At 70.0% G+C, this 25797-nt stretch carries 17 protein-coding genes and 1 pseudogene; 13 read left to right on the top strand and 5 right to left on the bottom strand.

All coding sequences use genetic code 11. The annotated features are described in order from the left end of the window. Window positions 1-73: 73 nt before the first annotated feature. Window positions 74-238, bottom strand: coding sequence for a hypothetical protein (locus ORI94_RS07720; protein WP_266073630.1), 165 nt, complete (start codon window positions 236-238; stop codon window positions 74-76). Between the two features lie 44 nt (window positions 239-282). Here ORI94_RS07720 and ORI94_RS07715 point away from each other — a divergent pair. After that, a pseudogene (locus ORI94_RS07715) lies at window positions 283-797 on the top strand (SDR family NAD(P)-dependent oxidoreductase); the annotation flags it as partial. Between the two features lie 720 nt (window positions 798-1517). Here the strand turns inward: ORI94_RS07715 and ORI94_RS07710 are convergent. Next, window positions 1518-2360: a helix-turn-helix domain-containing protein gene (locus tag ORI94_RS07710; protein WP_266073629.1), complete on the bottom strand. Its 843-nt coding sequence runs from the start codon at window positions 2358-2360 to the stop codon at window positions 1518-1520. A gap of 103 nt (window positions 2361-2463) precedes the next feature. On the opposite strand from ORI94_RS07710, the gene ORI94_RS07705 reads away from it, so the two are divergent. From ORI94_RS07705 to ORI94_RS07695, 3 genes are all read left to right on the top strand, one after another. Continuing rightward, complete coding sequence (locus ORI94_RS07705; protein WP_266073627.1) at window positions 2464-3174, top strand: SDR family NAD(P)-dependent oxidoreductase; 711 nt, start codon at window positions 2464-2466, stop codon at window positions 3172-3174. A 65-nt stretch (window positions 3175-3239) separates the two neighbouring features. After that, window positions 3240-3692: a nuclear transport factor 2 family protein gene (locus ORI94_RS07700; protein WP_266073626.1), complete on the top strand. Its 453-nt coding sequence runs from the start codon at window positions 3240-3242 to the stop codon at window positions 3690-3692. A gap of 644 nt (window positions 3693-4336) precedes the next feature. Further along, entirely contained in the window at window positions 4337-5335 is a 999-nt protein-coding gene (locus tag ORI94_RS07695; RefSeq protein WP_266073625.1) for a sugar-binding transcriptional regulator, read from the top strand. A 1117-nt stretch (window positions 5336-6452) separates the two neighbouring features. Here the strand turns inward: ORI94_RS07695 and ORI94_RS07690 are convergent. Continuing rightward, window positions 6453-6719, bottom strand: coding sequence for a beta/gamma crystallin domain-containing protein (locus ORI94_RS07690; protein WP_266073623.1), 267 nt, complete (start codon window positions 6717-6719; stop codon window positions 6453-6455). Between the two features lie 358 nt (window positions 6720-7077). Next, complete coding sequence (locus ORI94_RS07685; protein WP_266073622.1) at window positions 7078-10434, bottom strand: right-handed parallel beta-helix repeat-containing protein; 3357 nt, start codon at window positions 10432-10434, stop codon at window positions 7078-7080. 224 nt (window positions 10435-10658) lie between these two features. On the opposite strand from ORI94_RS07685, the gene ORI94_RS07680 reads away from it, so the two are divergent. Beyond that, entirely contained in the window at window positions 10659-11900 is a 1242-nt protein-coding gene (locus ORI94_RS07680; RefSeq protein ID WP_266073621.1) for a S8 family serine peptidase, read from the top strand. Window positions 11901-11974: 74 nt separating this feature from the next. Here the strand turns inward: ORI94_RS07680 and eccCa are convergent, their stop codons facing one another. Next, a complete protein-coding gene (gene eccCa, locus ORI94_RS07675; RefSeq protein ID WP_266073853.1) occupies window positions 11975-15958 on the bottom strand; it encodes a type VII secretion protein EccCa in 3984 nt (1327 codons plus the stop codon). Between the two features lie 426 nt (window positions 15959-16384). On the opposite strand from eccCa, the gene eccD reads away from it, so the two are divergent. The 8 genes from eccD to ORI94_RS07635 all read left to right on the top strand — a co-directional run bounded on the left by eccD (window position 16385) and on the right by ORI94_RS07635 (window position 25702). Then, window positions 16385-17761 carry a type VII secretion integral membrane protein EccD gene (eccD, locus tag ORI94_RS07670; RefSeq protein ID WP_266073620.1) on the top strand — a complete coding sequence of 459 codons (1377 nt, stop codon included), beginning with the start codon at window positions 16385-16387 and terminating at the stop codon, window positions 17759-17761. Between the two features lie 45 nt (window positions 17762-17806). Further along, window positions 17807-19297, top strand: coding sequence for a type VII secretion protein EccB (eccB, locus tag ORI94_RS07665; protein WP_266073619.1), 1491 nt, complete (start codon window positions 17807-17809; stop codon window positions 19295-19297). Between the two features lie 420 nt (window positions 19298-19717). Continuing rightward, complete coding sequence (locus tag ORI94_RS07660) at window positions 19718-20053, top strand: WXG100 family type VII secretion target (protein WP_266073618.1); 336 nt, start codon at window positions 19718-19720, stop codon at window positions 20051-20053. Window positions 20054-20219: 166 nt separating this feature from the next. Beyond that, window positions 20220-20540: a WXG100 family type VII secretion target gene (locus ORI94_RS07655; protein WP_266073617.1), complete on the top strand. Its 321-nt coding sequence runs from the start codon at window positions 20220-20222 to the stop codon at window positions 20538-20540. 242 nt (window positions 20541-20782) lie between these two features. Further along, entirely contained in the window at window positions 20783-21256 is a 474-nt protein-coding gene (locus ORI94_RS07650; RefSeq protein WP_266073616.1) for a type VII secretion system-associated protein, read from the top strand. 63 nt (window positions 21257-21319) lie between these two features. Beyond that, on the top strand, window positions 21320-24838 hold the full coding sequence (locus ORI94_RS07645) for an AAWKG family protein (RefSeq protein WP_266073615.1): 3519 nt from the start codon (window positions 21320-21322) through the stop codon (window positions 24836-24838). A gap of 34 nt (window positions 24839-24872) precedes the next feature. Continuing rightward, window positions 24873-25373, top strand: coding sequence for a YbaB/EbfC family nucleoid-associated protein (locus tag ORI94_RS07640; protein ID WP_266073614.1), 501 nt, complete (start codon window positions 24873-24875; stop codon window positions 25371-25373). After that, the gene (locus ORI94_RS07635) at window positions 25373-25702 is read left to right on the top strand and encodes a hypothetical protein (RefSeq protein ID WP_266073613.1); all 330 of its coding nucleotides are present in this window, start codon (window positions 25373-25375) and stop codon (window positions 25700-25702) included. Before ORI94_RS07640 ends, ORI94_RS07635 begins: the two co-directional genes overlap by 1 nt. The last annotated feature ends 95 nt before the right edge of the window (window positions 25703-25797 follow it).

The following is a 25797-nucleotide window of genomic DNA, read 5'->3' as shown; positions in this document are numbered from 1 at the left end:
GGGCCGACGGCCGTACCGATGCTCTTCGAGTGCGCCCTGCTCCGGGCGTCGAGGTGGTTGACTCGCCGGCCTTTCAACTGTGGTCGGATGCCTCGGCGTTCTCTGCCGTGGCGTCGGTCGGCAGGCCGGCCAGCAGGCTGCGCCGGGCGGAGCCCACGTGCTCTTCGGCCCGGCGGGCAAGGGTCCGGCTGTCGCCGGAGCACAGGAGTGCGGCGAGTTCGCGGTGCTCGTCGACCACGCGCGCGATAGTGGTCGTGGGCCGCGTCGACGCGGCGCAGCTGGAACAGGTGCACCGTGGCGCCCACGGCGGACACCCGGCATCCGATCACGCAGACGTCGCTGCCGCACTGGCAGCGGACCTGGCGGCGGATGGTGGACGTCAACCTCCTCGCAGCGGCCGACCTGAGCTGGGCCGTGGCCCACCACCTGCTCGAACGCGGTAGGGGCGGCGCGATCGTGAACGTCGGCTCACGCGGCGCCTTCCGGGGGAACCGGACTTCCCGGCCTACGGCGCGACCAAGGCCGCGCTGCACGCTCTCGGCCAGTCACTGGCAGTGGCACTGGCCCCGCACAACGTCGCGGTCACCTCCGTCGCGCCCGGGTTCGCGGCCACCGAGCGGCAGGCGGCGAAACTGTCCGGTCCGGAGGGCGAGCCTCTGAGGGCGGAGAGTCCGTTCGGCAGAGTCGGCACCCCTGCGGAGATCGCTGCCGCCGTGCACTTCCTGGCGTCCCCGGCAGCCGCTTGGGCTTCGGGAACCGTCGTCGACCTCAACGGTGCCTCGCGCCTGCGCATCTGACTCCGCCGCACTCCCGGCAGGCGTCCAGGACCCCGAACTCTCCGCAGCTCTTCGTGCCGGACGGCACCGGCCGTTCGCCACCTCGCCCTACGAACCTCGGGTTGTTCGAACCTGTACCGCGTCAGCGCGGCCGCGCGGTGCGCTGACCCCACGCTGCCTCCGAACCGGTCGACACTGGACTGGCGGGGGCGGCGGGCCCGGTGCCGGTAACGCTTCGCCATGTTGAGTGATACCGGCTGGCCGCGGGAGGCTCGCCCGAGTGATGTCGGGGGAAGCGGCCAGGATCCAGGGCGAGTCGGCGGAGTTCGCCGCCGATGTGTTCGGGTCGCTTCCGCGGCGGGGTCAGCGGTGGTGGTGCAAGTGTCCTCTGCGGGGACCGATGCCGGCCGGCGCAGGTCGATCCGGCCGGTGACCGAGCGTTTGCCGGAAGGGAGTGTGCCGGCCCTGCAGCAGTTCGTGTCGCGTTCGCGGGCCTCCCGTGGCATCTCATCCCGCCCCCTCCACGTCGGGGGGCCCGAGGCCGAGCAGCGTCAGATCGATGACACGTACACCCGGCGGCCGTACGGCCTCGGTGCCCGACCCGGTCGTGAGCACCCTGTACCCGGCACACCGTGGTCGGCGACGACCCCGTGAGCGGCAGGTGCCGCGCCGGGTCGAACGCGAGGGCAGAGCGTGCGTCCCACGAGTTCATGGTCAGGATGCTGCCGACTGCCGCGGGTGTCAGCTGAGGACCTGGGTTCCGATGGAGTTCAGCAGGGCGAACTGGTCGGCTGTGGCAGTGCCCAGGGGCGGGGAGCAGACGGCGATGCGCAGGTCGTTGCCGGGGACGGTGAGGGTGTCGCAGTCGATGGCGACCGGTCCGAGATCGGGGTGGTGAACGGTTTTGCTGTCGGTGGTGTGGAAGCCCACCGTGTGGGCGTCCCAGAGGTCGTCGAAGCGGTCGCTGACGCCGCGCAGGTCGTTGATGAGGGCTGTGAGCCGGGTGTCCGCGGGGTAGCGGGCGGCGGAGGAACGCAGGTCGGAGACGAGGGCGGTTTCGAAGCGGCCCTGTTGGTCGGGGGTGTGGGTGACGCGCGTGGGCCGGTGGGTGAAGTGCCGCCAGGCGATGTTGCGTTCCTTGCCGCGCCAGGGGGAGGGGTCGCCCATGAGGGCGGCCCACAGGGGGTTGAAGGAGATGAGGTTCCACGCGGCGTCGTGGACGCTGAGCGGGCTGCCGCCGAGCTGATCGAGCAGCCGCTGGACGCTGGGCGGCACGTGCGGGGAGACATGGCCGCTGGTGGGCGGCGCCTGGTCGGCCAGCAGGTAGAGGTGGTCGCGTTCGGTCTCGTTCAGACGCAGGGCGCGGGCGAGGGCGGCAAGGACCTGCGGGGAGGGTGAGGTGGCCCGGCCCCGTTCCAGGCGGACGACGTAGTCGACGGACACTCCGGCGAGCTGGGCGAGCTCCTCGCGGCGCAGCCCGGGCGCCCGACGGACGCCGCCGAGGGGAAGCCCCAGGTCCTGCGGGCTGAGACGGTCGCGCCAGTGGCGCAGGGCCTGACCGAGAGCCACGGGATCGTCGTTCATGTGTCCATTGTCCGTCCCTCCCGCGTGAACAGCCTGGTACTGGCCGACCCCCCGCTGAGCAGAGCTCTCCCTGTCCCGTCCGGTGCCGCGCAGGCTGAACGGCATGACAACAGTCACCGTGATCACCGGGGCCAACAAGGGCCTCGGATTCGAAACGGCCCGCCGCCTCATCGAGGCGGGCCACACCGTCTACGCCGGAGCCCGCGATGCCCACCGCGGTCGGCAGGCCGCCAAGGCCCTCGGAGCCCGCCCGCTGCTCGTCGACGTCACCGACGACGCGTCCGTCGCCGCAGCCGCCGCACAGGTGCGTGCCGAGGCGGGAAGGGTCGACGTCCTGGTCAACAACGCGGGCATCGCCGGTCCCGCCGCCCCGGCCGGTGAGCTGACCGCCGCCGACCTGCAGGACGTCTTCGCCACCAACGTCTTCGGCGTCGTGCGCACCACCCGCGCCTTCCTGCCCCTGCTCCAGGCCGCGGCCCGGCCCGCGATCGTGAACGTGTCCAGCGCACTCGGCTCGCTGACGATCAACGCCGACCCGCCCGCCCACAGCGATCTGCTCCCGGCATGGGCGCCGCTGCTGGCCTACAACTCCTCCAAGGCCGCACTCAACATGCTGACCGCCGTCTACGCGCAGTCCCTCCCGCAGATCAGCGTGGTCTCGGTCGATCCCGGGTTCACCGCGACCGACCTGAACGGCCACCAGGGCACCCAGAGCGTCGAGGAAGGCGCCGCGGTGATCGTCGCCGCCGCCACCGCGGGGACCGGCACGCCGAGCCCTGCCTTCGTCGGCGCCACCGGCCCCGTGCCCTGGTGACTTCTCCGACCGTCCCGCCGCCGGCCGCGCACCGTGGCCGTACCGCACCACCCGAAAGAATGATCATGAACAGTCTTCATCAGAAGTCCCTTCGGACCGCCCAGGCCTTCGTCGCCGCGTTCGAGGACCGCGACCCCGCCACCGTCGCGACACTGCTCGCGGACGACGCGACCTTCGTCATCCCGCTGTCCATCGCGGGAACCCCGGAGCCCTGGTACGTCTTCGACAGCCCGGCCGCCGTCCTCGCCTACATCGAGTCGGTCGCGGCGAAGTTCGACCATGTCGCCTTCCTGGACAAGGTCTGGACCGTCAGCGAGGACGCCCGCTCGGTGTTCCTCCAGGCCAACGGCGACATCCTGTCCAGCGCGGAGAAGCTCGTCTACAACAACGTGTACATCTTTCGCATCGACGTCGCCGACGGCCGCATCGTGAAGGTGTGGGAGTACGCCAATCCTGTCGCCTACGCCAACCTGGGCATCACCGACTCCGAGGCCGAAGCCGCCGCCCAGACCAACTGACCAGCGGATTCCATGACCGTCGGCCCCTCCGGCAGGCAGGAGGGGCCGACGGCAGGGCGGAAGTTCCCTCGCGGAATCCCCCTCTGGGGGAGGTCGAAACCGCCAAATGCCGAACAAACGCCAGACACCAGACATCAGGCCCTGACCACGGACCGGCACGCAGGGCCGGGCGCCGACCGTACCGAGGACCCTGACCACCGCGCGGCCCGGCAAGGTCTGCTCGCTCGGATGCCACCGACGGTCCCTTGCCAGGTCTACGCGTCTTCACGTGCGTCTTCGGATCTCGTTTTCTGAGACGACGGACGCGGTGAACCGCTCACCGCACCTCGTCGTCGTAGGACATGTGGACAACGGGACGAACCCTGTTGGACGTCCGGCACCGTCGGCTCCATGGCGCCTCCTGTGAAGGCATCCCGGTGAACCGTCACAGGCGGATTCCCCCATCGCCCGCGGCACGGCCCCGGCGGCATCCGGCAGCCGTCGGGGCCACGTCGTCGCTCCCCGAGCCTGTCCGCCCGCCCCGGCGTGGAATTCCGACAGGTCGTCCGGGCGACCACATCCCGACGACCACCTACCAGATCGAGAGAACGGAGGACACTGTGACGGCGTATGCGGGGGACCCACCGGAGGACTCCTATGCTGACTTGCTGCTCGCGGCCATCATCGCGAAGCGCTTCTACCTGGAGAACGCCTCGAAGGTGGACATCGGCCAGGAGATGGGCCTCAGCCGCTTCAAGGTGGCCCGGCTGCTGGATACGGCCGTCGCCCGAGGCCTCGTCCGGATCGACATCACCTTCCCCACCACCATCGACGTGGAGCTGTCCGACTCGCTCGCGAGGCGCTACGGACTCAAGCACGCGATCGTCGTCGATCCGCACCAGGAGGATCCGGGCGGACCGGAGCCGTTCACCGAACTGCTCGCTTTTCCGGCCGCCCGGTTGGTGATGGACCTGCTGCACGAGGAGGACACGCTGGGCCTGGCCTGGGGGCGCGCGGTCACCGCCGTCAGCAGGGCCCTCACCCGGCTGCCGCCCTGTTCGGTGGTCCAGCTCACCGGCGTCGACCCGCGGCGTCCCATCACCGACAAGTCGGTCGAGGCGGTCGGTCTGGCCGCCTCCTTGTCGGGCAGTGCGGCCCATCCCCTGTACGCGCCACTGGTACTGCCCAACGCCCTGACCGCCGCCGTCCTGTGCAGCCAGCCCACCATCGCGCAGACGCTGGACCGGTTCGACACACTGACCACCGCCGTGCTGGCGGTCGGAGCCTGGGGGCCCGGCCTGTCGACAGTCCATGACGCTCTCTCCGAAGCGGAGCAGCGCCACCACGCGGACATGGGCGTGGTCGCAGAGATGGCCTCACTGCTGTTCGACGCCGACGGCACACTGGTCAGCAGCGGTATCGGCGATCGAGTGATCGCCGTGAACGCCGACCAGTTGCGCCGCACACCGGAGATCATCGCCGTCGTGGGCGGCCGGGCGAAGGCCCGGGCTGTGCGAGCGGTGCTCAGGTCCGGCCTGCTCACCGGCATTGTCACCGACGCCGCGACAGCCCGTACCGCGCTTGCCTCCGGTGCCGCCCAGCCGGGGCCGTCCCGTCAAGCGGATGCCCGAACACTGAGCGGGCTCAGTCGACAGACACGGTGAGCGTGCGTCATGGCAGCGGCCTTGACCTCGTGCACACAGCCGGCGTCTGATACGGGCCGTCCGGCGCGGCCCAAGAACGGTCCAGCGCAACGAACTAGTCCGCCACGACGCACGCCACGTCCCGGCACAGGCCGGGCGGCGCGACCGCGTACAGTCATGCGTCCCGTCGTGGGACGCGCTCGGCACCCGGCATCGAAGGGGTGCCTGTTCTGCGACGTGGCATCCGTCCGGTGATCACCGGACCGGGCCAGGAGCATGGCTCCGACGGGGAGTGGCGACCGATGTGTCGGCTCAGGGACCGGGACACCTGACCGGTACTCCGCTTCACCGTCCAGCCCGTGTCCCAGGAGGTATGCAACTCACCGGGCCGCAGCGTGTCCTGCGCCTGGTCGAGTCGGCACAGGTGATGAGGACGGGACGATCCCGCGCCCCGTACGGGCGTTGAGCCGCACGTACCGCTGCTGCCGACGCCAGACCTTCCGTACACCTCATGCCTGTTTCCCGGGTCGAGGAGGCCGAGGACTCCCGGTCCGATCTCGAAGGCCAGGGTGACACCGGGATTCTTCGGTGGCAGAGAAGCGGACGGGGACGTCCGCGTCTTTTTCGTGACCGGGCCCCGTGAGGAGGTTGTTCCGGCGGTGGCGGCCCCTTTCCGGGGCCGCTGCAAAAACCGTTGAGGTCATTCCGGCCGATGGGGCCGAGGAATTCGGGAGCTCCACTGCGGCACCACTCGCGTCGCGGCATTCGTGCAGGACGTCACCGGTCTGCGGCCGGGCTTTCAAACCGAGTTGGAAAAGGTTCCATGCAGGACACGGCCTCAGGCCGTGTCCTGCATGGAAAGCCGGCGGCTCAGCTTTGCTGAGTACCTCAAGGCGGTTCGCTCACCGTTCTTGAGCCGGCCGTTTCCGGTGCACATGGAGACACGGCGGTGCGCCGTTGCGCATACCCACTCATGTCACCGCACCGTGTGAACGCGTCCTACCCGGAAAGCACCTGTAGGGCCAACAGCAACTACCTGGTGGACTCCCAGGTCGTCACCGCTGCGTCGTGTCCTGAGGCGGCCTTCGGTTCGCCGACGTCAGCACGTCTTTGCAACGAAGACACCGGATGGGGCCATTCAGAGAATGCGCAGGCGGGTGATTTTGTCATTTTTTCCATCCATGGCCCTCTTCGTCTGCCACTTCCCCATGTTCTCGATCCGTCCGTTGACCACGAAACGGACCTTGTTGTTGCCCGAGGAGACCCGGACCAGCTTGTCGAACTTCCTGTTCGTCACGCCGGCGTTGGCCATGCAGAACGTCTTACGGCCCTCGTCGTACGTGACCTTGACGAGGTCGGTCCTCTTGCCGCACGGCGTGCTGTTGATGGCTGCCGCTGAACTCATCGGCAGGGCGACGGCCACAACTCCCGTTGCGAGGGCACCGACGATAACCCGCTTGAGTGAGCGTTTCATTGTTTCTCCTAGTGCAGCTTGCGTTTTGCCGTGTGAACGAGGATCGACCTCGCCTCACATCCTGAGAACGACCTCTCGGGACGCCTGGTTCACTCCGTCTCCGCCCATCTCGCTCTCCGTCGATCCCGGCCCTTCCTGACGGCCCGTTCGTCTGCGGCCGGACGGAGGTCGAGTCCCGCCGGCGACCGCCGGTTCCGGGCCGTCAGGGAGCGTGTGGTCCACGGGCGCACCGCCGGGGCGAAGGACGCGTGGGGGCGCACCTCGTGGCCGGAAGGGGTCGCCGGGGCGCTCACCTGGCCGCCCGGTGCGGTGCGGGGGCGGGCGCGTCCGGCAGGTCCTGGGGGAGGAGTGTCTTGAGGTCGGCGACACTGGGCAGCTCCACGGCAGTGAGCCGTCGTGCCTGACGGGTGATCATGTTCTCCAGCAACTGACGGGCCAGGCGGGCGTTGCCGAAGGAACGGTCCCGCGGGATGGCGTCCACCTGGGCGCGCAGCGCGGCCAGGGTGCCGGGTGCGCACTCGTAGCCGGAAGACTCCGCGTGCCGCTCGACGATGGTGACCAGCTCGTCCGTGCTGTAGTCCTCGAACTCCACGGTCCGGGAGAAGCGCGAGGCAAGTCCGGGGTTGGACGCCATGAACCGCTCCATCTCCCCGGTGTAACCGGCGACGATGACCACCACGTCGTCGCGGTGGTCCTCCATGAGTTTGAGGAGGGTGTCCACGGCCTCGCGGCCGAAGTCGTTGGAGGACGCGCCCTCGGGGGTGAGGGTGTAGGCCTCGTCGATGAACAGCACCCCGCCCCGCGCGCTGGTGAAGACCTCCTTGGTGAGCTGGGCGGTGTGGCCGACGTACTGGCCCACCAGGTCGGCACGGGCCACCTCCACCAAACGGTCCGAGCGCAGCACGCCCAGGGAGTGCAGCAGTTCGGCGTAGAGCCGGGCGACGGTGGTCTTGCCGGTGCCGGGCGGGCCGGTGAAGACCAGGTGGTTGCTGAGCCTCGGCGTCGGCAGTCCCGCCGCTGCCCGCTGCCGGGAGTTGGACAGCAGGCTGACCAGGTCGGCCACTTCGTGCTTGACCGCCCCCAGGCCCACCATGGTCTCCAGCCGCTCCAGCGGACCGGGCCCGTCCACGCCGCCGGAGCCGTCGGCGGCGCCGCTCGCGACGGCGGCGGCGGCGTCGCTGACGTCCTGCGGCAGCAGCAGCGTCAGGTCCTCCTCGCCGGGGTCGGCCATGGCGGCGAGCCGGAACGCCTGACGGTCGATCATCTCCTCGAACACCCCGCGGGCGGCACGGCCGTTGCCGAACGTCTCGTTCCGCGTCATCTGCTCGAAGTGCGCGGCCAGTGCCTCAAGGGTGCCTGGCCCCAGGGCGTACTGGTGGTGGGTGCACATGCTCTCGGTGATGGTGACCAGGTCGTCCACCGAGTAGTTGGCGAACTCGATGGTGCGGGTGAAGCGGGAGGCCATGCCGGGGTTGGTGGACAGGAAGGAATGCATCTGCTCGGAGTAGCCCGCCGCGACCACCACCACGTCGTCGCGGTGGTCCTCCATGAGTTTGAGGAGGGTGTCCACGGCCTCGCGGCCGAAGTCGTTGGAGGACGCGCCCTCGGGGGTGAGGGTGTAGGCCTCGTCGATGAACAGCACCCCGCCCCGCGCGCTGGTGAACGCCTCGGTGGTCTTGATGGCGGTGCCCCCGATGACCTGTGCGACCAGGTCGGCGCGGGAGACCTCCACCAGATGGCCGCTGCGCAGCACGCCCAGCTCCGCCAGGATGGCGCCGTACAACCGGGCGACGGTGGTCTTGCCGGTGCCGGGTGGTCCGGCGAAGACCAGATGGCGGCTCATCGACGGCACCGGCATGCTCAGCCGGCGACGGCGCTCGGCGAGCTGGTTGAGGTTCACCAGGGTGCGCACCTGGTGCTTGACGTTCTCCAGGCCGATGAGGGACTCCAGTTCCTCCAGGGGGCTACCGGACCCGCCACCGTCCCCGGACGCGGAGCCGGACGCGGAGCCGGAGCCGGCTGTGCCGATGACGACGTCCTCGCCCCAGGTGTCCTCGGCACCGTTGTCACTGCTGACGAGGTTCTCGACGGTGACGTGTTCGCCCGGCCGGGTCTGCCGGACCCCGGCACCTCGGTTGTCACGTACGGCGCACCCGGTGACGGCGGAAGCCCGGTCCGTCTCGACGCGGAAGCCGTCGCCGCGGGCGCCGGTGACGGTGCAGTCGGAGATGTCGGCGCGGGAGCCGTGCAGCAGGTGTATGCCGTGGGCGCCGGCATCCTCCACCCGAAGCCGCACCAGGACGGCGTCGGCGCCGTCGTGGAGGGCGACCCCGGCGTCACCGCTGCCGATGAGGTGGCAGTCGCGCATCTCGCCCAGGGCACCCTCGGCGAAGACCGCTCCCGCCGCGGTGGGGGAACGCAGCAGACTGTCGCTGATGCGAGGGCGGGCGTCGTCGCTGATGTGTACGGCCGCCCCGCCGGCGCCGTCGATCTCGCAGTACTCGATACGTCCGCGTCCGTCGTCGCTGACCTCGATGCCGTGGCCGCCGCTGCCGGTGACGCGCGCGTGCCGCAGCAGCGGGTCGGCCGCGGAGCGGATGGCGATACCTGTGCCGACCGCATCGACGATCGTGAGCTGGTCGAACTCGGCCACCGAGTCCTGCTCGACGAGGACCGCGCCGCCCTCGTGGCCGCAGTCGCGCACCGTCGTGTCCCGCAGCAGGGGGGAGCTGCCCTCGGTGACGCGGATGGCCGGCTCGTCGCGCGCGTTGTGGAACGCGCACTCCTCCAGGGTGCCGCGGGAGCGGTCCATCACCAGCAGACCGCTGTGCTGGGTACGACGGGTGGTGCAGCGGCGCAGGTACGGGTCGGAACCACCGGTGATGACGATGGCGTTGGTGGAGATCGCCTCGAAGACGGTGTCCTCCACCTCGGGCCGGGCGACGCTGGTGACCAGCAGGCCGACGGCGGTGTCGTGGACGCTGGTGCGCACCACCCGGGTGGAGCTGTGTCCCTCCAGGGCGATGGCGGGTTTGTCGCTGCCGGAGATGTCGCAGTCCTCCACCACGCCGGCGGACTCACCGTTGGCCAGGATGCCGTTGCCGCGGGCACCGCGGATCCGGCAACTGCGCACGGTGGGCCGGCCCTGCTCGCCGATGACCACCGCGGAGGTGCCGAAGTTGTCGAAGAGGCAGTCCTCGATGGTGCTGGAGGACTCGGAGGTGTCCACGATTCCGGCGCCGCCGGGGTTGGTGACACGGCAGCCCCGGACGGCCATGGAGCCGGAACCACGGGCCAACAGCGCGGTCCAGCCCGCGCCGTTGACGGTGCAGCCGTCCAGGGCCACCTGGCCGGCGAAGACGTCCACCACCGGAGCGTCCTTGTCCTGTCCCCGCAGAGTCAGTCCGGTGAGCATCACCGCGTCGGCCCGCAGGCTGATCGCGCTGCCCCGGCGCGGGCAGATCTCGACCTGGTTCGCGGAGCCTTCGCCGACCAGGGTCACCCGGGTGTCGATCCGCAGGTTCTCCTGGTAGCGGCCGGGACCGACGCGAATGACCGCTCCGGTGCGGGCCTGGACCAGGGCCTCACCGATGGTCGCGAAAGCGCCCGGCGTTTGGGAACCGACCGTCAGCAACTGCCGTGACACGGGCCTTGAACCTCCTGGAGATCGTCGTTGCCGTCCACCGCGGGAAGCGTGGGTACGACGAGGGAGTGGAGCGGAAGAGCCGGTAGCGGAGACCGGCGGTGTACGGCGCCGTGCGAGGCGGGCCGGACGACCACTCGAAAGGGAGTGTGCCTCACCCGGACACCCCATCCGAGGGGGCCGCGACCGCCGGTGCGCATCGGGAAAGTGTGCTTATCATGCGCGCCATGTCCAGCACTCTTGTCAAGCGCATCCCCGCCCTGGCCGCCGTTCTGGCTGCGGCCGCAGTGGTCACGGCCACAACCCCGTCGGTGGCGCGGGCCGAGTCCCTGTCCGACGCCGGCGTGTCCCAACAGTGGGCCGGGGAAGGGGAGACGAGGCTGCTTCCCCCTCTCCCCGTCCGGTTGGGAGAGGGCGAACCGTGCACCGGGCCCTCGGCACAGAAGGCCACCGGCGCCCCCTGGTCCGTGCCGGTCCTCGGTCTTGGCCAGGCCCATCGGCTGGCGGACGGACGGGGCGTGAAGGTGGCGGTCGTCGACACCGGTGTGGCGCCCGGCATACCCGGCCTCGAGGACCGGGTGACGGCCGAAGGCGCGGCGGGCGAGGACTGCGTGGGACACGGCAGCTTCGCCGCCTTCCTCATCGCCGGGGCCGTACGCCGCGACAGCGCGGTCGCGGGGATGGCCCCCGGGGCGGACATCCTTGCCCTGAAGGGCACCGACGACCGCGGGGTGCCCTCCTCGGAGTTGGTTTCCGCCGGCATCCGGAACGCCGCCGACCGTGGTGCGGACGTCATCTACGTCGGCCACACGCTGCGTGACGGCCGCGCGGAGCTGACCGCCGCCGTGGAACACGCCGAGCGCGAGGACGCCGTGGTGGTGGCCCCGGCCGCGCCCGACGCCGTACCGCGTGAAGAACTGGACGCGGACGGGCAGCCACCGCGCGGGCCGTACTGGCCCGCGGCGGTACCCGGCGTGCTGTCGGTGGTGGAGTTCGGCCCCGACGGACAGCGGCAGCGTGATGCGCCGCCCGTCCACGACCCCGACCTTGCGGCGCCGGGAACGTCGGTGGTCAGCACCGGCCCTGGCGGAAAGGGCCACTACATCGCCTCTGGCGCGTCGCTGGCGGCCGCCAGTGTCGCGGGGGCAGCGGCACTGGTGCGCGAGCGCCATCCGGAACTGAGCGCGAAGCAGGTCACCCACCGGCTGATGGCCACGGCCTACCCGGCGAACCCCAAGCGGGTGGATCCCTACGCCGCGCTCTCCCTGACCACCGGTGGCAAGGGCAAGGCGGCCGCCCTGCCCGCCGCGCGGGTACAGCCCGCGGCCGACCCCGCACCACGTACCACCGCCCTGACCGTCAGTGCCGTCTCGGCAGCGCTGGTCGCGGTGCTCGCCGCCCTTGCGCTGGTGATTCCCCGGGGCCGGACTCGTCGCTGGACGCCCCCCGGGCTCCCCGGATCCCGGTAGGGCGCGGTGGCAACCCACCGGATCCGCCGCCGGGCGTCCGTCCGCCCGGCGGCACCCGCGTATGCGGCTTTCCGTCATGCGCTCTCCTCCAGCAGGGGTGTCTGGATCTGCAGGCTCTTGCGGCGGACGATGCGCAGCGCCCGGCCGGGGATCAGCTCGCGCCCCTTGACGTTGCCGAACAGATAGCCCTCGCTGGGTGGGCAGGACATCAGCAGGGCGGGGGTGTTGACCTCCTGCATGCGGCGCAGCAGCGGATCGTTCAGACCGCGCCCGGCGCCGGCGGCGGAGCGGGCGACGATCACGTGCAGGCCGACCTCGTGGCCGAGGGCGAGGTGGTCGTACAGCGGGGCGAAGGGCTGGTTCGCCGGACCGGAGCCGATCATGTCGTAGTCGTCGACCAGGATGAACAGCCGCGGCCCCTGCCACCAGTCGCACAGCCGCATGCGGGCGGGAGAGACGTCCTCGCCGGGGACACGCTGCCGGATGGCGCGGGCGGCACCTTCGACGAACTCCTTGAGCGCGTCCGCGGACACCGCGTGGCCCAGGCGGTACTCCTCCGGGACGGACTCGACCAGCTCGCGGCGGTAGTCGACGGTCATGATGCGGGCCTGATCGGGGGTGTAGTGGTCGGTGATGCCCTTGGCGATCACCCGCAGCAGGTTGGTCTTGCCGCACTCGGTGTCGCCGACCACGAGCAGATGGGGAGTCTCGGCGAAGTCGTGCCGGACAGGGGAGAGTGTGTCCTCCCCCAAGCCGATGGGGAGGCGCAGCGTGTGGTCGCCCTCGGCGGGGGTGGGCAGATCGGAGGAGGGCAAGGTGGCGGGCAGCAGTCGCACCGGCGGAGCGACCGGACCCGTCCAGCTCTCGGTGAGGGCCGCGGTCAGTTCCTCGATGCTCTCGGCGAGGTCCTCGGTGCTCTCGGTGCCGTCGATGCGGGGCAGGGCGGTGAGGTAGTGGAGCTTGTCGGAGGTCAGGCCGCGGCCGGGGATGCGCGGAACGGAGGCGGCGTTGCGGGAGTTGATCTGGGAGTCCATGGGGTCTCCCATGCGCAGCTCCAGCTTGGTGCCGGACTGATCGCGCACGGAGGCCGAGAGTTCGACCCAACGGGCGGTGGTGACGATCAGGTGGATGCCGTAGTTCAGTCCGCGGGCGGCCAGCGCGTTGAACGTGGGGAGCTGCCGGTCCAGTTCCTGGCGGACGGTGGACCAGCCGTCGATGACCAGGAACACGTCGCCGTGCGGCTCGTCGGCGAACTCCCCGGCGGCGCGGCGGCGGCGGTAGGTGGGCATGGAGTCGATGCCGTGGTCGAGGAAGAACTTCTCGCGTCGGGTGAGCAGCGAACTGACCTCGGCGATGGTGCGGTTCACCCGTTCGGTGTCCACGCGGGAGGCGATCCCGGCCACGTGCGGCAGTCCGGCCAGCCCGGCCAGGGTGCCGCCGCCGAAGTCCAGGCAGTAGAACTGCGCTTCGCGCGGGGTGTGAGTCAGTGCGAGGGCGGTGATCAGGGTGCGCACCATGGTGCTTTTGCCGCTCTGCGGGCCACCGGCGATGGCGACGTGGCCGCCGGCCCCGGACAGGTCCACCGTCAGTAGATCGCGCAACTGTTCGAAGGGTTTGTCGACGACGCCCACGGGGACGGTCAGCCTTCCCCTCAGGTGCCAGCCGACGGTGGTCAGGCCCAGGCGGGGGTCGGGGGTGAGCGGGGGCAGGATCTGGTCGAGGGTGGGCGGGGAGTCCAGCGGGGGCAGCCACACCTGGTGGGCGGGCGGGCCCGAATCGCGTAGCCGCTCCAGCGCCACCGACAGCAGTGTCTCCCCGGTCTCCTCGTCCGGCCCGTCGGCGCCGGGCTCGTCCGGTTGCGGGTCGTCGGCGTCGGCGGGGACGCGCGGCACCACCCAGCCGGAGCTCCAGGGCACGATCTGACTGGCCACCTGGGCCGCGGCCCGGCTCCGGCGCCGCTTGTAGGGGCCGGACACATAGGCGGCACGGAAGCGGGTGAGGGCGTCCACGCCGCTCTTGAGATAGCCGCTGCCCGGCTGCGGCGGCAGTTCGTAGGCGTCGGGGACGCCCAGGACACCGCGGCTCTCCATGGCGGAGAAGGTACGCAGACCGATGCGGTACGAGAGGTGGCCCTCCAACTGGTGGATACGGCCTTCGTCCAGACGCTGGGAGGCCAGCAGCAGGTGGACGCCGAGGGACCGGCCCAGGCGTCCGATCATCACGAAGAGATCCATGAAGTCGCGGTGGGAGGCGAGCAGTTCGCTGAACTCGTCGACGACGACGAACAGGCTGGGCAGCGGCTGGAGAGGGGCGCCGGCGGCACGGGCCTTCTCGTACTCCAGGGCGGAGGTGTGGTTCCCGGCCGCCCGCAGCAGCTCCTGACGGCGGATCAGCTCACCGTGCAGGGCGTCCTGCATGCGCGCCACCATGGCGACCTCGTCGGCGAGGTTGGTGATGACCGCCGAGGTGTGGGGCAGTTCGTCCAGGCCCAGGAAGGTCGCGCCCCCCTTGAAGTCCACCAGGACGAAGTTCAGCGTCTCGGAGGAGTTGGTCAGGGCCAGCGACAGCACCAGGGTGCGCAGCAGCTCGCTCTTGCCGGAACCGGTGGCGCCGATGAGCATGCCGTGCGGTCCCGTACCGCCCTGCGCGGACTCCTTGATGTCCAGCTCCACCGGCCGGCCCTCGCCGCTGACCGCGATGGGCACGCGCAGCCGGGCACTGCCGGTGTACCGCTCCCACAGCACCGGTGGATCGTGCAGGTGCAGGTCCGGTATTCCCAGCAACTGGGTGAGTTCCACGTCACTGGAGAGCGGCTGGGTGGTGTCCACCCCCGTGGTGTTCATCCGGTAGGGGGCCAGCAGCCGGGCCAGGGCGCCCGCGGTGACCGGTCCCAGGGCGTCGGGGGCGCCCAGCACGGTGGTCTGCTCCTTGCGTTCCCGGTCGGTGCGCACCAGCGCCACCTGACCGCCGGTGACCTCCAGCCGCAGAGTGGTGCGCCCCGGGCGCCAGGTCAGCGACCCGTCAAGGTCGAGTACGACCGCGTTGCGGAACCCCAGGGCGTCGAAGCGGTGACCGCCCGGGACCGTGACACCGTCGACGACGACGACCGTGAAGGGTTCCTCCCGGCCCACCCCGGCATCGGGATCGGCCGCCGGCCGCTCGGCGAACTCCGCGCCCAGCAGGTTCTCCAACTCGCCGAAGGCCGAGACGATCATCCGTACCGGACCGGCGCCGTCCTGCTCGTGCCGGTGGAGACTGTGCGGCAGCCACTTGGCCCACTCCCACTCGCCACGCCGTTCGTCGGCCACGCACAGCGCGATCCACACGTCCTCGGGAGAGTGGAACACCGCCAACTGGGCCAGCAGGGCCCGCACCAGGGCGCGCGCCGGCTCGATCTCGCCGCGCAGGAGGATCTTGGACCAGGCCCGCAGGTAGATCGCGATGGGCTGGTCGGGGACGGTGGAGTAGGCGCGGGTGAAACTGCGCAGCGCGTGAGCGCTCAGCGGCTCCAGGTCCTCCACCGGCTTGGTGGACAGCGGCGTCAGCTTCAGCGCCATGCGCTGGTCGCCCACACCCATGCGGACTTCCCCGAAGTCCTCGTCGGTGGCGCGGCGTTCCCACAGCCGGGTGGTGCGCACCAGGTTCTCCAGCGCGTCGGGGTGGGGGTGGCGCCAGGCCAGGGCCTTCTGCTGGTCGCCGATGGCCGTGCGTACCTTGCGCCGTACCTGTCCCAGGTAGCGCAGGTAGTCGCGGCGCTCCCCCTTCAGGGTCTGCTTGCGTTCGGCGTTGCGGCGCATGACCTGCCCCAGCATCATGGCCGCGGAGGCCACCACCATCATCCCCAGCGCCAGGTAGATGAAGCCGCCACTGGAGCGGCTCATGCCCGGCCGCATGAACATCAGCATCATGGACACCGACATCAGGGCCATCGGCAGATAGGTCCACACCGCGGAGGAGTCGGGCGTCACCTCCGGGAGCGTCGGCGGTTCCTGGAGGCTCAGCTCCCCGGACGGCATGTCCGGGCCGCGCCGCCGGGCCGGCCTGCGGAACAGGATCAGGTTCAACGAAAACGGCCTCTTCTCGTAATCTCGCGGTATTCGATGAATCTGGGTCAGAGAGGCGCGGGAACCGACTCCGCTCTGCGGTCGGTCTGATTCCTCCCCGACCCGTCGGTATTCCCGCTACGGAATGATGGGCGACAGGGTGAATAAACCCCCGGCAGGACGACCGCCCCGGGGCCGGTAAAAAGGGCTGCCTTCGCTACCTTTTCTCTGCCTGCCTGTCGACCTGCCCGCCGAACGGCGTAATGTATTCGAGCGGGTGGCCGGACATGCCGATCGTTGTCAGACAGGCGGTCACCGGTCAAACCCATCGGCACGCGGCACGCCGTCCGGTTCAGTCCGCGGCGCCCGGGCCCCACCCTTTTCGGTGTTCTCCACGCCACCGCGACGAACGCGGTCTGCCAGGAAGTGCGAACCACCACCATGACTGACGTACATGCCCCAGCCCTGTGCCGCCTGACCGTACAGGCCCCCGCCCGCACCATCGACCTGGCCGTGCCGGCCGATGTGCCCGTCGCCGACCTGTTGCCCACAGTGATCGGCTACGGAGGGGAGGACCTGGCGGAAGCCGGGCTGGAACACGGCGGCTGGGTACTCCAGCGCCTGGGCGGTCCACCGCTGGATCCAGAGAGTACCTTGGACGAACTCGATCTGCGTGACGGCGAGGTGCTGCATCTGCGGCCTCGTGACGAGGCCCTGCCCGAGGTGCACCTGGACGACCTGGTGGACGGCATCTCCACCACGCTGCGAGACCGTCACCACGGCTGGAGCCCGCAGGCCAGTCGTCGGCTGCTGCACGGCATGGCCGCCGCCACCCTTGTTCTGGGCCTGGTACTGCTGGCTCAGCCGGGAGCCGCCGCCTGGGTGCGGGCCCTGGCCGCCGCCGTCTTCGGGCTGCTGCTCGTCGCCGGAGCCGGCGCGGCGGCCCGCGCCGTGGGCGACACCGGCGCCGCGGCCGTCCTGGGGGTGATGGCCTTCCCGTACTTCGCGCTGGCGGGCTGGCTGCTGCCCGGCGACGCCCCCGCCCACGGCAACGTCCCCCTGGCCGCCTCCGCGGCCGCCGCCGGCGCCGCCGTCCTGGCCCTGGCCGCGGTGGGCACCTACCCGGCGCTGTTCCTGGGCCTTGTCGCCACCGCGGTGGCCGGGGCCATCGGTGCCGTCCTGCTGCTGGCGGGGCTGGCCGGCGAGCAGGCGGCCAGTGTGGTGGCGGTGGCCGTCGTCCTCTTCGGCGGTTTCGTGCCCTCCCTGTCCTTCCGGCTGGCGGGGATGCGGATGCCTCCGCTGCCCACCAACGCCCAGCAACTCCAGGAGGGCATCGAGCCCTACTCCGCCGATGACGTCGAGGCCCGCTCCACCCTGGCCGACGGCTGGATGACCGCCTTCTACGGCGTCATCGGCCTGGTGTGCCTGCCGTGCATGGTCGCGCTGACCGCCGAACCCGAATGGGCCGAGATCTGTGTGTCGGTCGCCCTGTCGCTCCTGCTGCTGCTGCACAGCCGGGGCCTGGGCAATGTCTGGCAGCGCCTGGCTCTGAGCGGCGCCGGTGTCTGGGGAACCGCCCTGCTGGTCCACGCCGCGGGCCGTGGGATGGACGGCGGCGACAGGATCGTCCTGGCCGTCGCCCTGCTGGGCCTCACCGCCACCCTCGCGATCGCCTCGTGGACCGTGCCGGGACGCCGTCTGGTGCCCTACTGGGGCCGCGCGGCCGAACTGCTGCACTCCACGGCCGCGATCAGCATGCTGCCCCTGATGCTCTGGTCGGTGGGCGTATACGGCCTGCTGCGCGGCCTCAACGGCTGAGCCAGCCCCTCCACCGTCCACCAGATCCGGGAATCCCACTTCACCATGCAGAACAAACGCGACCAAGTCCAAGCCCACCTGTTCGTGATGGGCCGGCTGGCCTCGGCCATGCTGCGCGCGGACCCGGACGACCCGGAGAGCCCGTCGGGACGCACCAGCCGCGGAGCCGCGATCGGCCTGATCATCGCCCTGCTGGTGTGCGCCGGGGCCTTCGTCCTCGGCCTGATCAGACCCGGCGGGAACACCACCTGGAAGTCCGAGGGCCAGCTCGTGGCCGACAAGCAGACCGGTGCCTCCTATCTGTACCTGAACGGCCGGCTGCGCCCGGTGCGCAACTACGCCTCGGCCCGCCTGATCACCGGCGGTGCCCCCGAGTCCTCCTCGGTGGGCACCTCTTCCCTGAACGGCACGCCCCACGGAACCCCGGTGGGCATCCCCGGCGCCCCCGCCGCGCTGCCCGGCACCGGCGACCTGGACACCGGCCCGTGGCTGGTGTGCTCGGCCACCGAACCCACCGAAACGGGCACACCCCGGGCCCGGACCGCCCTGGCCATCGGTGCCGGAGAGGTGACGGACATCCCCGGCGCACGCCGGCTGGACACCAGGACCGGGGTGCTGGTGGCAGGCCCCGAAGGCGGGGAGTACCTGCTGTGGCGGGGCACCCGGCTGCGTCTGGACGAGGACGCCGACGCCGTCCGGGCGCTGGGCTACGGTTCCGTCACTCCGCGTCCGGTCTCCGCGGCGTTCCTCGACGCCTTCCCCCAGGGCCCCGACCTGGCCCCGCCCGAGGTGCCCGGCCGCGGGGAAGACGGCCCGCGCCTGGGCGACCGGGCCACCCGTGTCGGCCAGGTCTTCCGGGTGGACGTGCCCGGTTCCGACCCCCGGTACCACGTGCTGCGCGAGGAGGGACTGGTCCCGCTCAGCGACACTGCGGCCGCGCTCCTCCTGGGTGATCCGCGTACCGCCGAGGAGGCCTATGGCGGCGGTGAGGCACAGGTGACCACCCTCGGCGCCGATGCGCTCACCGGTCATCTGGCCCCCGACTCGGCCGGGCGGGGCGAGGAGACCGGACTGCCTCCCACTCCGCCGGAGCCCGCCCGGGGCGCGGCCGGCGAGGTGGTGTGTGCCGATATCACCTCCACTGGGAGCAGAGCCCGGGTGGGTGCCGCGGTCCTGCCCGGCACGGTGCTGACGACCCCCGCCCAGGGGCCGGAGCCGGAGTTCGAGCCGGCCTGTCTGCCGGTGGACACCGTCTTCGTACGGCCCGGCGCGGGTGTGCTGGTGCGGGCGCTGAGCACGGCCGGGACCCCTCTGGGGGACACCGCGTTCCTGGTCACCGACACCGGTGTCAAACACCGCCTGCTGTCCCAGGAAGCCGTCGAGGCCCTGGGCTACGGCGAGGCGCGTGAGCAGACCTTGCCTGCGCACGTGCTGGCGATGCTGCCCACCGGCCCCGACCTGACCAAGGAGTCCGCCACCACCGGTGAGCCGCGCATCTCGGTGCGCTGTGCCCGTCCCGACGGGGAAGGGGAGTAGAGCCCGCAAGCGGGCTCGCACCGGCGCCGGCACCCGCGGGGGGGGGGGGGGGGGGCCGGGCGGGGGGGGGTGCCGGCGCCGGTGCGAGCGGTGGAGTTCCTGATCCGGCCGGGCAGCCGTGGGTCATCATTCTCGGTACCTCGACCGGCGGTCTTATGTCCTTTATGGATGTCTTCAAATCCGGCCTTCGCTCAATCGAGCAAACGATTCCCGGGAAATGGCTGCTCAATTGAGTAATGCGGCAAAGAACTGGGTCGGGGGATGTTTGCCTACCTTGTTCGGGTGTGCTTATCATCTGGCTCAACTCAATGACCCCTTTCCCTGTCGTGAGGTGTGCCGCAAAAGGCCTGGTGCCCGCGTGCGGCAAGCGGAGGCCGGGCGGCGTGAGGGGAAAAGCAGCGGAGAAAAGAGGAAGCCTCCATGGCTTTGCAGCAGTCAGAGGAAGGCGCCACCCGGAACGGGATCCAGGCGCTCCAGATGGCTTACACCGGCGTGCAGCGCTGCCAGCAGGACGTCCAGAGCACCCGGAACAACCTCGGCACGTCGTACGGCGGTAGTGACGGTGGTGCCTTCGGGAAGCTGCTCGACCAGTGGGACCAGAACGTGGACACGATCCTGCTCAACCTGGACCGGATGGTCGACGAACTGAACGAGACCCTGCGCGAGCACGGTCTGACGCAGGGCGCGTCCAACGACGCCATCGTTCAGCAGCAGGCCCGTTCCAGCACGGTGTTCGACGGCCTCACCCCGGCCTGACCGAAGAGGACCTCCCGGGCGCTCGAACCGGTTGAGCGGCCCGAGCCGCTCGGCGGTCGCCCTTCCGGCCGGCGCGTTCACCGCCGGTCCGCCACCTTCGCCGGCCCCGCCCCGCCCACAGACGGGAGCCGCACCACTGCCGCATTCGCGGTGAATCGAGGACCCCATGGATCTGAGCGATGGCTACATCTACATCGACTACAAGCACGCGGAGAACGCGGGCGACGACATGGTCTCCCAGTCGCAGGCCATCATGAGCATCATCGAGAACCTCGAGATGGAGCTGACCGAGCTCAAGACGAGCTGGATCGGTGAGGACAGCGACGTCTACAAGCAGGTACAGGCCAACTGGAACCAGGCCGTGGAAAACATCAAGCGGCTGCTGGCCGACAACTCGGTCCTGCTGACCGACATCTCCGACAACTACCGCTACACCGAGAAGGCGCTCTCGGACCGCTGGTCGAACATCACGATCGGTACCCGCTGACCCTCCTTCCGTGCCGGACGGCCGGGCCGTGCCCTCTGCTCCGTATGCCCCACGGCGACCCGGGCCGGCGGACGCGAAGCACGGGAAGGCCACGGCACACCCTGCACGGGGCAGTGCCTGTTTCCCACCGTGCCGGGTGAGAAGCGGCTCCCGGAGCCCCGTGCAGCACATGTCGCGCCCGCGTCGTCCTCCGGCGGCGCGGGCGTCAGCGGTACCGACGCCACCAGAAAGAAGGTGAGGACATGGCCGACAACAAGACCACGGTGCTCGACAGCGGGTTTCTGAAGGCCTTCATCAGCGATGAGGTCGTCGAGTTCAAGGCCGTCCTGGACAAGATGCTCAAGGACTCCCCGGACGGGCCGGCCGCTTCTTCCCTCGGCGACCCGGCCGTCACCACGCTCAAGTCCACCCGGCCCTTGGTGATCGGGCAGATGGCGGGCGAGAACGGAGCCGGCGGAAAGGAGCTGAACGAGCAGATACAGGAGGCGGCGGACGCGATCCACCGCATCGTCAAGGACCACCGGGTGCTGTTCGACGACATCGAGGAGGCCCTCGAGGAAACCATCAAGGAGCTGACGGACAACCAGAAGGGCAGCCTGGACAAGATCACCGCCGAGACGTTCATGGACATCTTCGAGGACGTCGACGCCGGCATGGAGGGTGGCGGCACCTACGCCGGCGGCGACACCGGCGGCGGCGGCGACGCCGATGACTGATCCGAGTCAACACCCCTGCCCCTGCTCGGTCTTCCTTCTCCCGTAACGCCCCGCGGAGTCTCAGTGCCCAGTGAGAACGGTTTCAACAACAACGACGACTACTGGAAACAGGCAGTCGACATGCTCACCGGCTATGTCCTGCCGGAGCGCAGCACGCTGTTCGACACCCTCAAGGGCAATGACGACATCCCCTTGATGCACGTGCGACTGCACAAGATGGGGGATGCGGACTCCGGCCATCAGTCAGGTTTCTACGCCGCGATCGGCTGGCGCAAGCAGAGCACCGACCTGATCATCCCCTACTTGAAGCCGGCCGAGAGCCAGCCGGAGGACATCGGGGCGGGGACCTTGCTCAACCACTACTACGCGTACATCACCATCCTGGGCACCATCGATGAGCAGATCCCCAGCGGCGAGGACATCCTGGCCGGCGCGGACCACACCAGCTCGGTCCTGAAGGACAAGGGCGGGTGGAACAAAGAGGGCGAGCACATCAAGTGGAGCACCACGCCCATGACGCAGTACATACACGGGTCGGCCCTGGCACTGACACACCTCAGGGACAACCACTCCACCGTGGGCTTCACCGACCGTGGTCTCCAGGTGGACGACAAGGACTACGTCGATCTGACGTCCTTCACCGAGACCGCCAAAGCCTTCGAGCGAGCGGTGAAGTTCTTCCAGGACAGCGCCCAGACGGTCGGTGAGTGGGAGAAGAAGGACATCGGCGAGGGCAGCGAGTCCTGGGCCGGCACCGGAGCGAGCATCTTCAAGGAACTCGTCGAGAAACTGGCCCGCAACTACAGCGGCTACGTCGACCAGCTCAGTGAGGGAGCCGAGGGCGGCCAGTGGACCGATGTCACCGTCGACGGCTACCCCGTCTCCACCGCGCCCGGCCGCGCCCTGGCCCGTATCCAGCAGACGATCCTCGACGAGGTGAACAACCTCGTCACCGCCTGGACCGCCTGGAGCCCCGTACGGTCCCCGCAGCGCTGGCTGTACGACCTGCTGGAGAAGGCCACTTTCGAGCTGTTCGACCACCAGTACGACAGGATCGATTTCGAGACCCGCGGTGGCGGCGGCCTGCACGCGACCTCCCGCACGGTGGTGGTGGCCGGAGAGGGTTTCAAGAACGCCATCATCATCGACGGCGAGTCCTACGGAACGCCCGATGACACGGCGACCTGGAAGAAGATCGGTGAGAAGGCCGTCAAGGGCTGGGAAGACGCCGCGAAGGCCAGTCTGAACGAAATCGCCGCCATCGCGATCAAGAACGTCTCCCAGGCCTTCGCCGACGCGAAGGACAGCTTCGCCCCCGAGCTCACCGACAAGGACAAACGCGCGTTGTCCGACATCGCGGCCAAGGAGGAGGCGGACAAGCAGAAGGGAGAGGTGGACAAGCAGCAGAAGGAGAGCGAGGACTTCCTCAAGCAGCAGAAGGAGGACTACAAGAACGACAGGGAAGAGGCCAAGGCCGAGAAGGCTGCGGCCAAGGCTGAGCAGGAGCAGGAGAAGGCTGCTGCCAAGGCCGAGCAGGAGCAGGCCAAGGCGGAGGCTGAGAGCGAGAAGGCTGCGGCCAAGGCGGAGCAGGAGCAGGAGAAGGCTGCCGCGAAGGCCGAGCAGGCTGCGGCCAAGGCTGAGCAGGAGCAGGAGAAGGCTGCGGCGAAGGCTGAGCAGGAGCAGGAGAAGGCCGAGGCCAAGGCTGCTCAGGACGAGGCTCAGCGGCAGGCGGAGCAGGACCGCGCCGAGGCCAAGGCGGAGCAGGAGCAGGAGCAGGCTGCCGCGAAGGCCGAGCAGGCTGCGGCCAAGGCTGAGCAGGAGCAGGAGAAGGCTGCGGCGAAGGCTGAGCAGGAGCAGGAGAAGGCCGAGGCCAAGGCTGCTCAGGACGAGGCCCAGCGGCAGGCGGAGCAGGACCGCGCCGAGGCCAAGGCCCAACAGGAACAGGACCGGCAGGCAGTACAGGGCCAGCAGGCTCTGGCGGTACAGCAAGCCACTCAGCAGCGCGCGGAGGCCAAGGCGGAGCAGGAGCGGCAGCGCAAGCAGGTCGAGGAGGAGCAGGCTGCGGCCAAGGCGGAGGCCGAGAGCGAGAAGGCTGCGGCCAAGGCTGCTCAGGACGAGGCTCAGCGGCAGGCGGAGCAGGACCGCGCCGAGGTCAAGGCGGAGCAGGAGCAGGAGAAGGCTGCCGCGAAGGCCGAGCAGGCTGCGGCCAAGGCGGAGGCTGAGAGCGAGAAGGCTGCGGCGAAGGCGGAGCAGGAGCAGGAGAAGGCCGAGGCCAAGGCTGCTCAGGACGAGGCTCAGCGGCAGGCGGAGCAGGACCGCGCCGAGGTCAAGGCGGAGCAGGAGCAGGAGAAGGCTGCCGCGAAGGCCGAGCAGGAGCAGGCCCAGCGGCAGGCGGAACAGGACCGCAGTCAGGCCATGGCTGCTCAGGACGAGGCTCAGCGGCAGGCGGAGCAGGACCGCGCCGAGGTCAGGGACCAGCAGGAGGAAGTCCGGCAGCAGGCCCTCAAGGAGCAGGCCCAGGCCAGGATCGAGGCCGAGCAGGCCAAGAACGACGCCCAGGAGCAGTTCCAACGCGAGCAGGCCGAGGTACGTACCGAACGGGAGGCCGCCGAGACGGAGGCCAACGAACGCGAGGCCGAGGCCCGCCGGGAGTACGAGCAGGCGAAGGAGACCGCCGGGGAGCAGCGCGAGCAGGCCAGGGCAGATGCCGAGGCCGAACGCTCCGAGGCCAAGGCGGAATACGAACGCCAGTTGGACGAGGGGCGCGTCAGCCAGGAGGAGGCCCGCGCTCAGTACCAGGAGCGGCTCGACGAGATCGACAGGGCCGAGGCCGAGGCCGTCGCCGCCGCCGATGAGACCCAGCAGCAGGCCAGGGCCGAGTACGAGCAGGAGAAGGCGGCCGCCCGCGAAGCCCGTGAGGAGGCTCGCTCGGAGGCCGAGGAAGCTCGCCGGGACGCCCGGGCCCGCTACGACGAGCGGATGGCCGAAGTCCAGGCTGAGCAGGACCGTCTGAACAGCGGCAACAAGGGCATCAGCGAACTGATCCAGCAGCGCCTGGCGGACATGCCTCCCCCTCCCGAGCCCGGCATCCCCGCCGGAGTCGGCGCGAACTCCTCCTACGCCTCCACTCCCTACGCCTCCGCCTTCAGCGACAACCTCTACGGCTCCGACGTCACCGGCGCCGCTCTGGGCCGCCAGGACGCCGCGGTCGGTGCCAACTCCTCGCAGGCCAGTTCGCCGGGATCGCCGATGTACCCGCCGATGATGGGCAATGGCGCGGGTGGCGCCGGCGGGAGCAACGCCGTGGGCGAGCGGGGCCGCCAGGTGATGGACACCACCATCACCCGCCCCACCCGTGCCGTCGGTGGCTCGGCAGCGGACGAAGAGCACCGGGTGGCGCCGCGCGGAACGCAGACCACCAGCAGCGGCACCCCTTTCATGCCCCCCATGGGCCCGATGGGTGGGGGAAGCGGGGACCAGCAGACCCAGAGCCGCGACCGCGAGCGCACCACCTGGCTGGCCGAGGACGAGGACGTGTGGGGCACCGACGAGGGCGGCGCGCCACAGGCGCTGGGCCGATGAGGACCGGCAGAGGAATAGGGAGAGGGAGAGGGCGTTGAGTGATTCGCTGGAGGACCGCATCGCCAGGACCACGGCAGAGGTGGAGCAACTGGAGAAGGACGTGGTCACCGCCCAGGCGCAGTTGGAGGGCGCCAGGCATACCGCCCATTCGTCCGACCGGTCGATGCAGGTCACTGTCAACGGCAGGGGCGAGTTGATCGCCGCGGAGTTCCTCGACGGCAAGTACCGGACCATGGCCGCCGCTCAGTTGTCCGCCGCGCTGCTGGAGGCCGTCACCGCCGCCCGTGCCGCCATGGCACGCGCGGCGGTGGAGATGCTCGACCCGGTCACCAGGCGCGCCCCGGCGGGCAGCCCGCGGCAGGTACGGGGCGTCGACTGGAGCCAGGTGTTCGGTTCGTTGCTCGATGACGACCTTGGACAGCAGCCGAGGCGGTCCAGCCGTTTCCGCGACGAAATCCATGAAGACGACGACGTGCCGGCTGCCACGCCTGGTGAGTCTGTCGGCGACTGGCAGAGGCCGAAGGACGGTGTGTGATGAGCGAGTTCTCCGCAAACGCTGGGAAGATCCTGGAAATCGGACAGCTGCTGGGACTTTTGAGGAGCGGAAAGGAGATGGCGCAGAATTTCCAGGACGGCACCTCGTACTACAAGGGTTGTTGGGGTGTGGAGGGCGACGATGCGTTCGCCAACGCTGTGGTTCCCCAGGTGGAGAAGATGGTAGAGGGCCTTACCCTGGCGGTTGGGGCAGTGGACCAGGTGGTTCACGGTGTCGTCGAGGCTCTCGGGGGTGATGCGTTGGCGGTGAAGAAGCCGCAGGATGCGGCGTTGGAGGATATTCAGCAGCAGGGTGGCGTGAGGCGTTGAGTTTCTGATGGCGATTGATTTCCCGCCGGCGATGGCGGAGTTCTTGGAGGTGTGGCTGGGGGCGAGTGTTGCCCGTGGGAATGAGGATCTGGGGT

This window comes from Streptomyces sp. NEAU-W12, from assembly GCF_026242095.1.
Lineage (GTDB): Bacteria > Actinomycetota > Actinomycetes > Streptomycetales > Streptomycetaceae > Streptomyces.
Note: the sequence above shows the minus strand (reverse complement) of the source record. Positions and strands in the feature narration are given on the sequence as shown.

Bases quoted from the DNA above. Each gene is read 5' to 3' on its own strand.
- eccB (WP_266073619.1), top strand. From the start codon at position 17,807: ATGCAGAACAAACGCGACCAAGTCCAAGCCCACCTGTTCGTGATGGGC.
- eccD (WP_266073620.1), top strand. From the start codon at position 16,385: ATGACTGACGTACATGCCCCAGCCCTGTGCCGCCTGACCGTACAGGCC.
- ORI94_RS07700 (WP_266073626.1), top strand. From the start codon at position 3,240: ATGAACAGTCTTCATCAGAAGTCCCTTCGGACCGCCCAGGCCTTCGTC.
- ORI94_RS07660 (WP_266073618.1), top strand. From the start codon at position 19,718: ATGGCTTTGCAGCAGTCAGAGGAAGGCGCCACCCGGAACGGGATCCAG.
- ORI94_RS07650 (WP_266073616.1), top strand. From the start codon at position 20,783: ATGGCCGACAACAAGACCACGGTGCTCGACAGCGGGTTTCTGAAGGCC.
- ORI94_RS07635 (WP_266073613.1), top strand. From the start codon at position 25,373: ATGAGCGAGTTCTCCGCAAACGCTGGGAAGATCCTGGAAATCGGACAG.
- ORI94_RS07680 (WP_266073621.1), top strand. From the start codon at position 10,659: ATGTCCAGCACTCTTGTCAAGCGCATCCCCGCCCTGGCCGCCGTTCTG.
- ORI94_RS07710 (WP_266073629.1), bottom strand. From the start codon at position 2,360: ATGAACGACGATCCCGTGGCTCTCGGTCAGGCCCTGCGCCACTGGCGC.
- ORI94_RS07690 (WP_266073623.1), bottom strand. From the start codon at position 6,719: ATGAGTTCAGCGGCAGCCATCAACAGCACGCCGTGCGGCAAGAGGACC.
- ORI94_RS07705 (WP_266073627.1), top strand. From the start codon at position 2,464: ATGACAACAGTCACCGTGATCACCGGGGCCAACAAGGGCCTCGGATTC.
- ORI94_RS07655 (WP_266073617.1), top strand. From the start codon at position 20,220: ATGGATCTGAGCGATGGCTACATCTACATCGACTACAAGCACGCGGAG.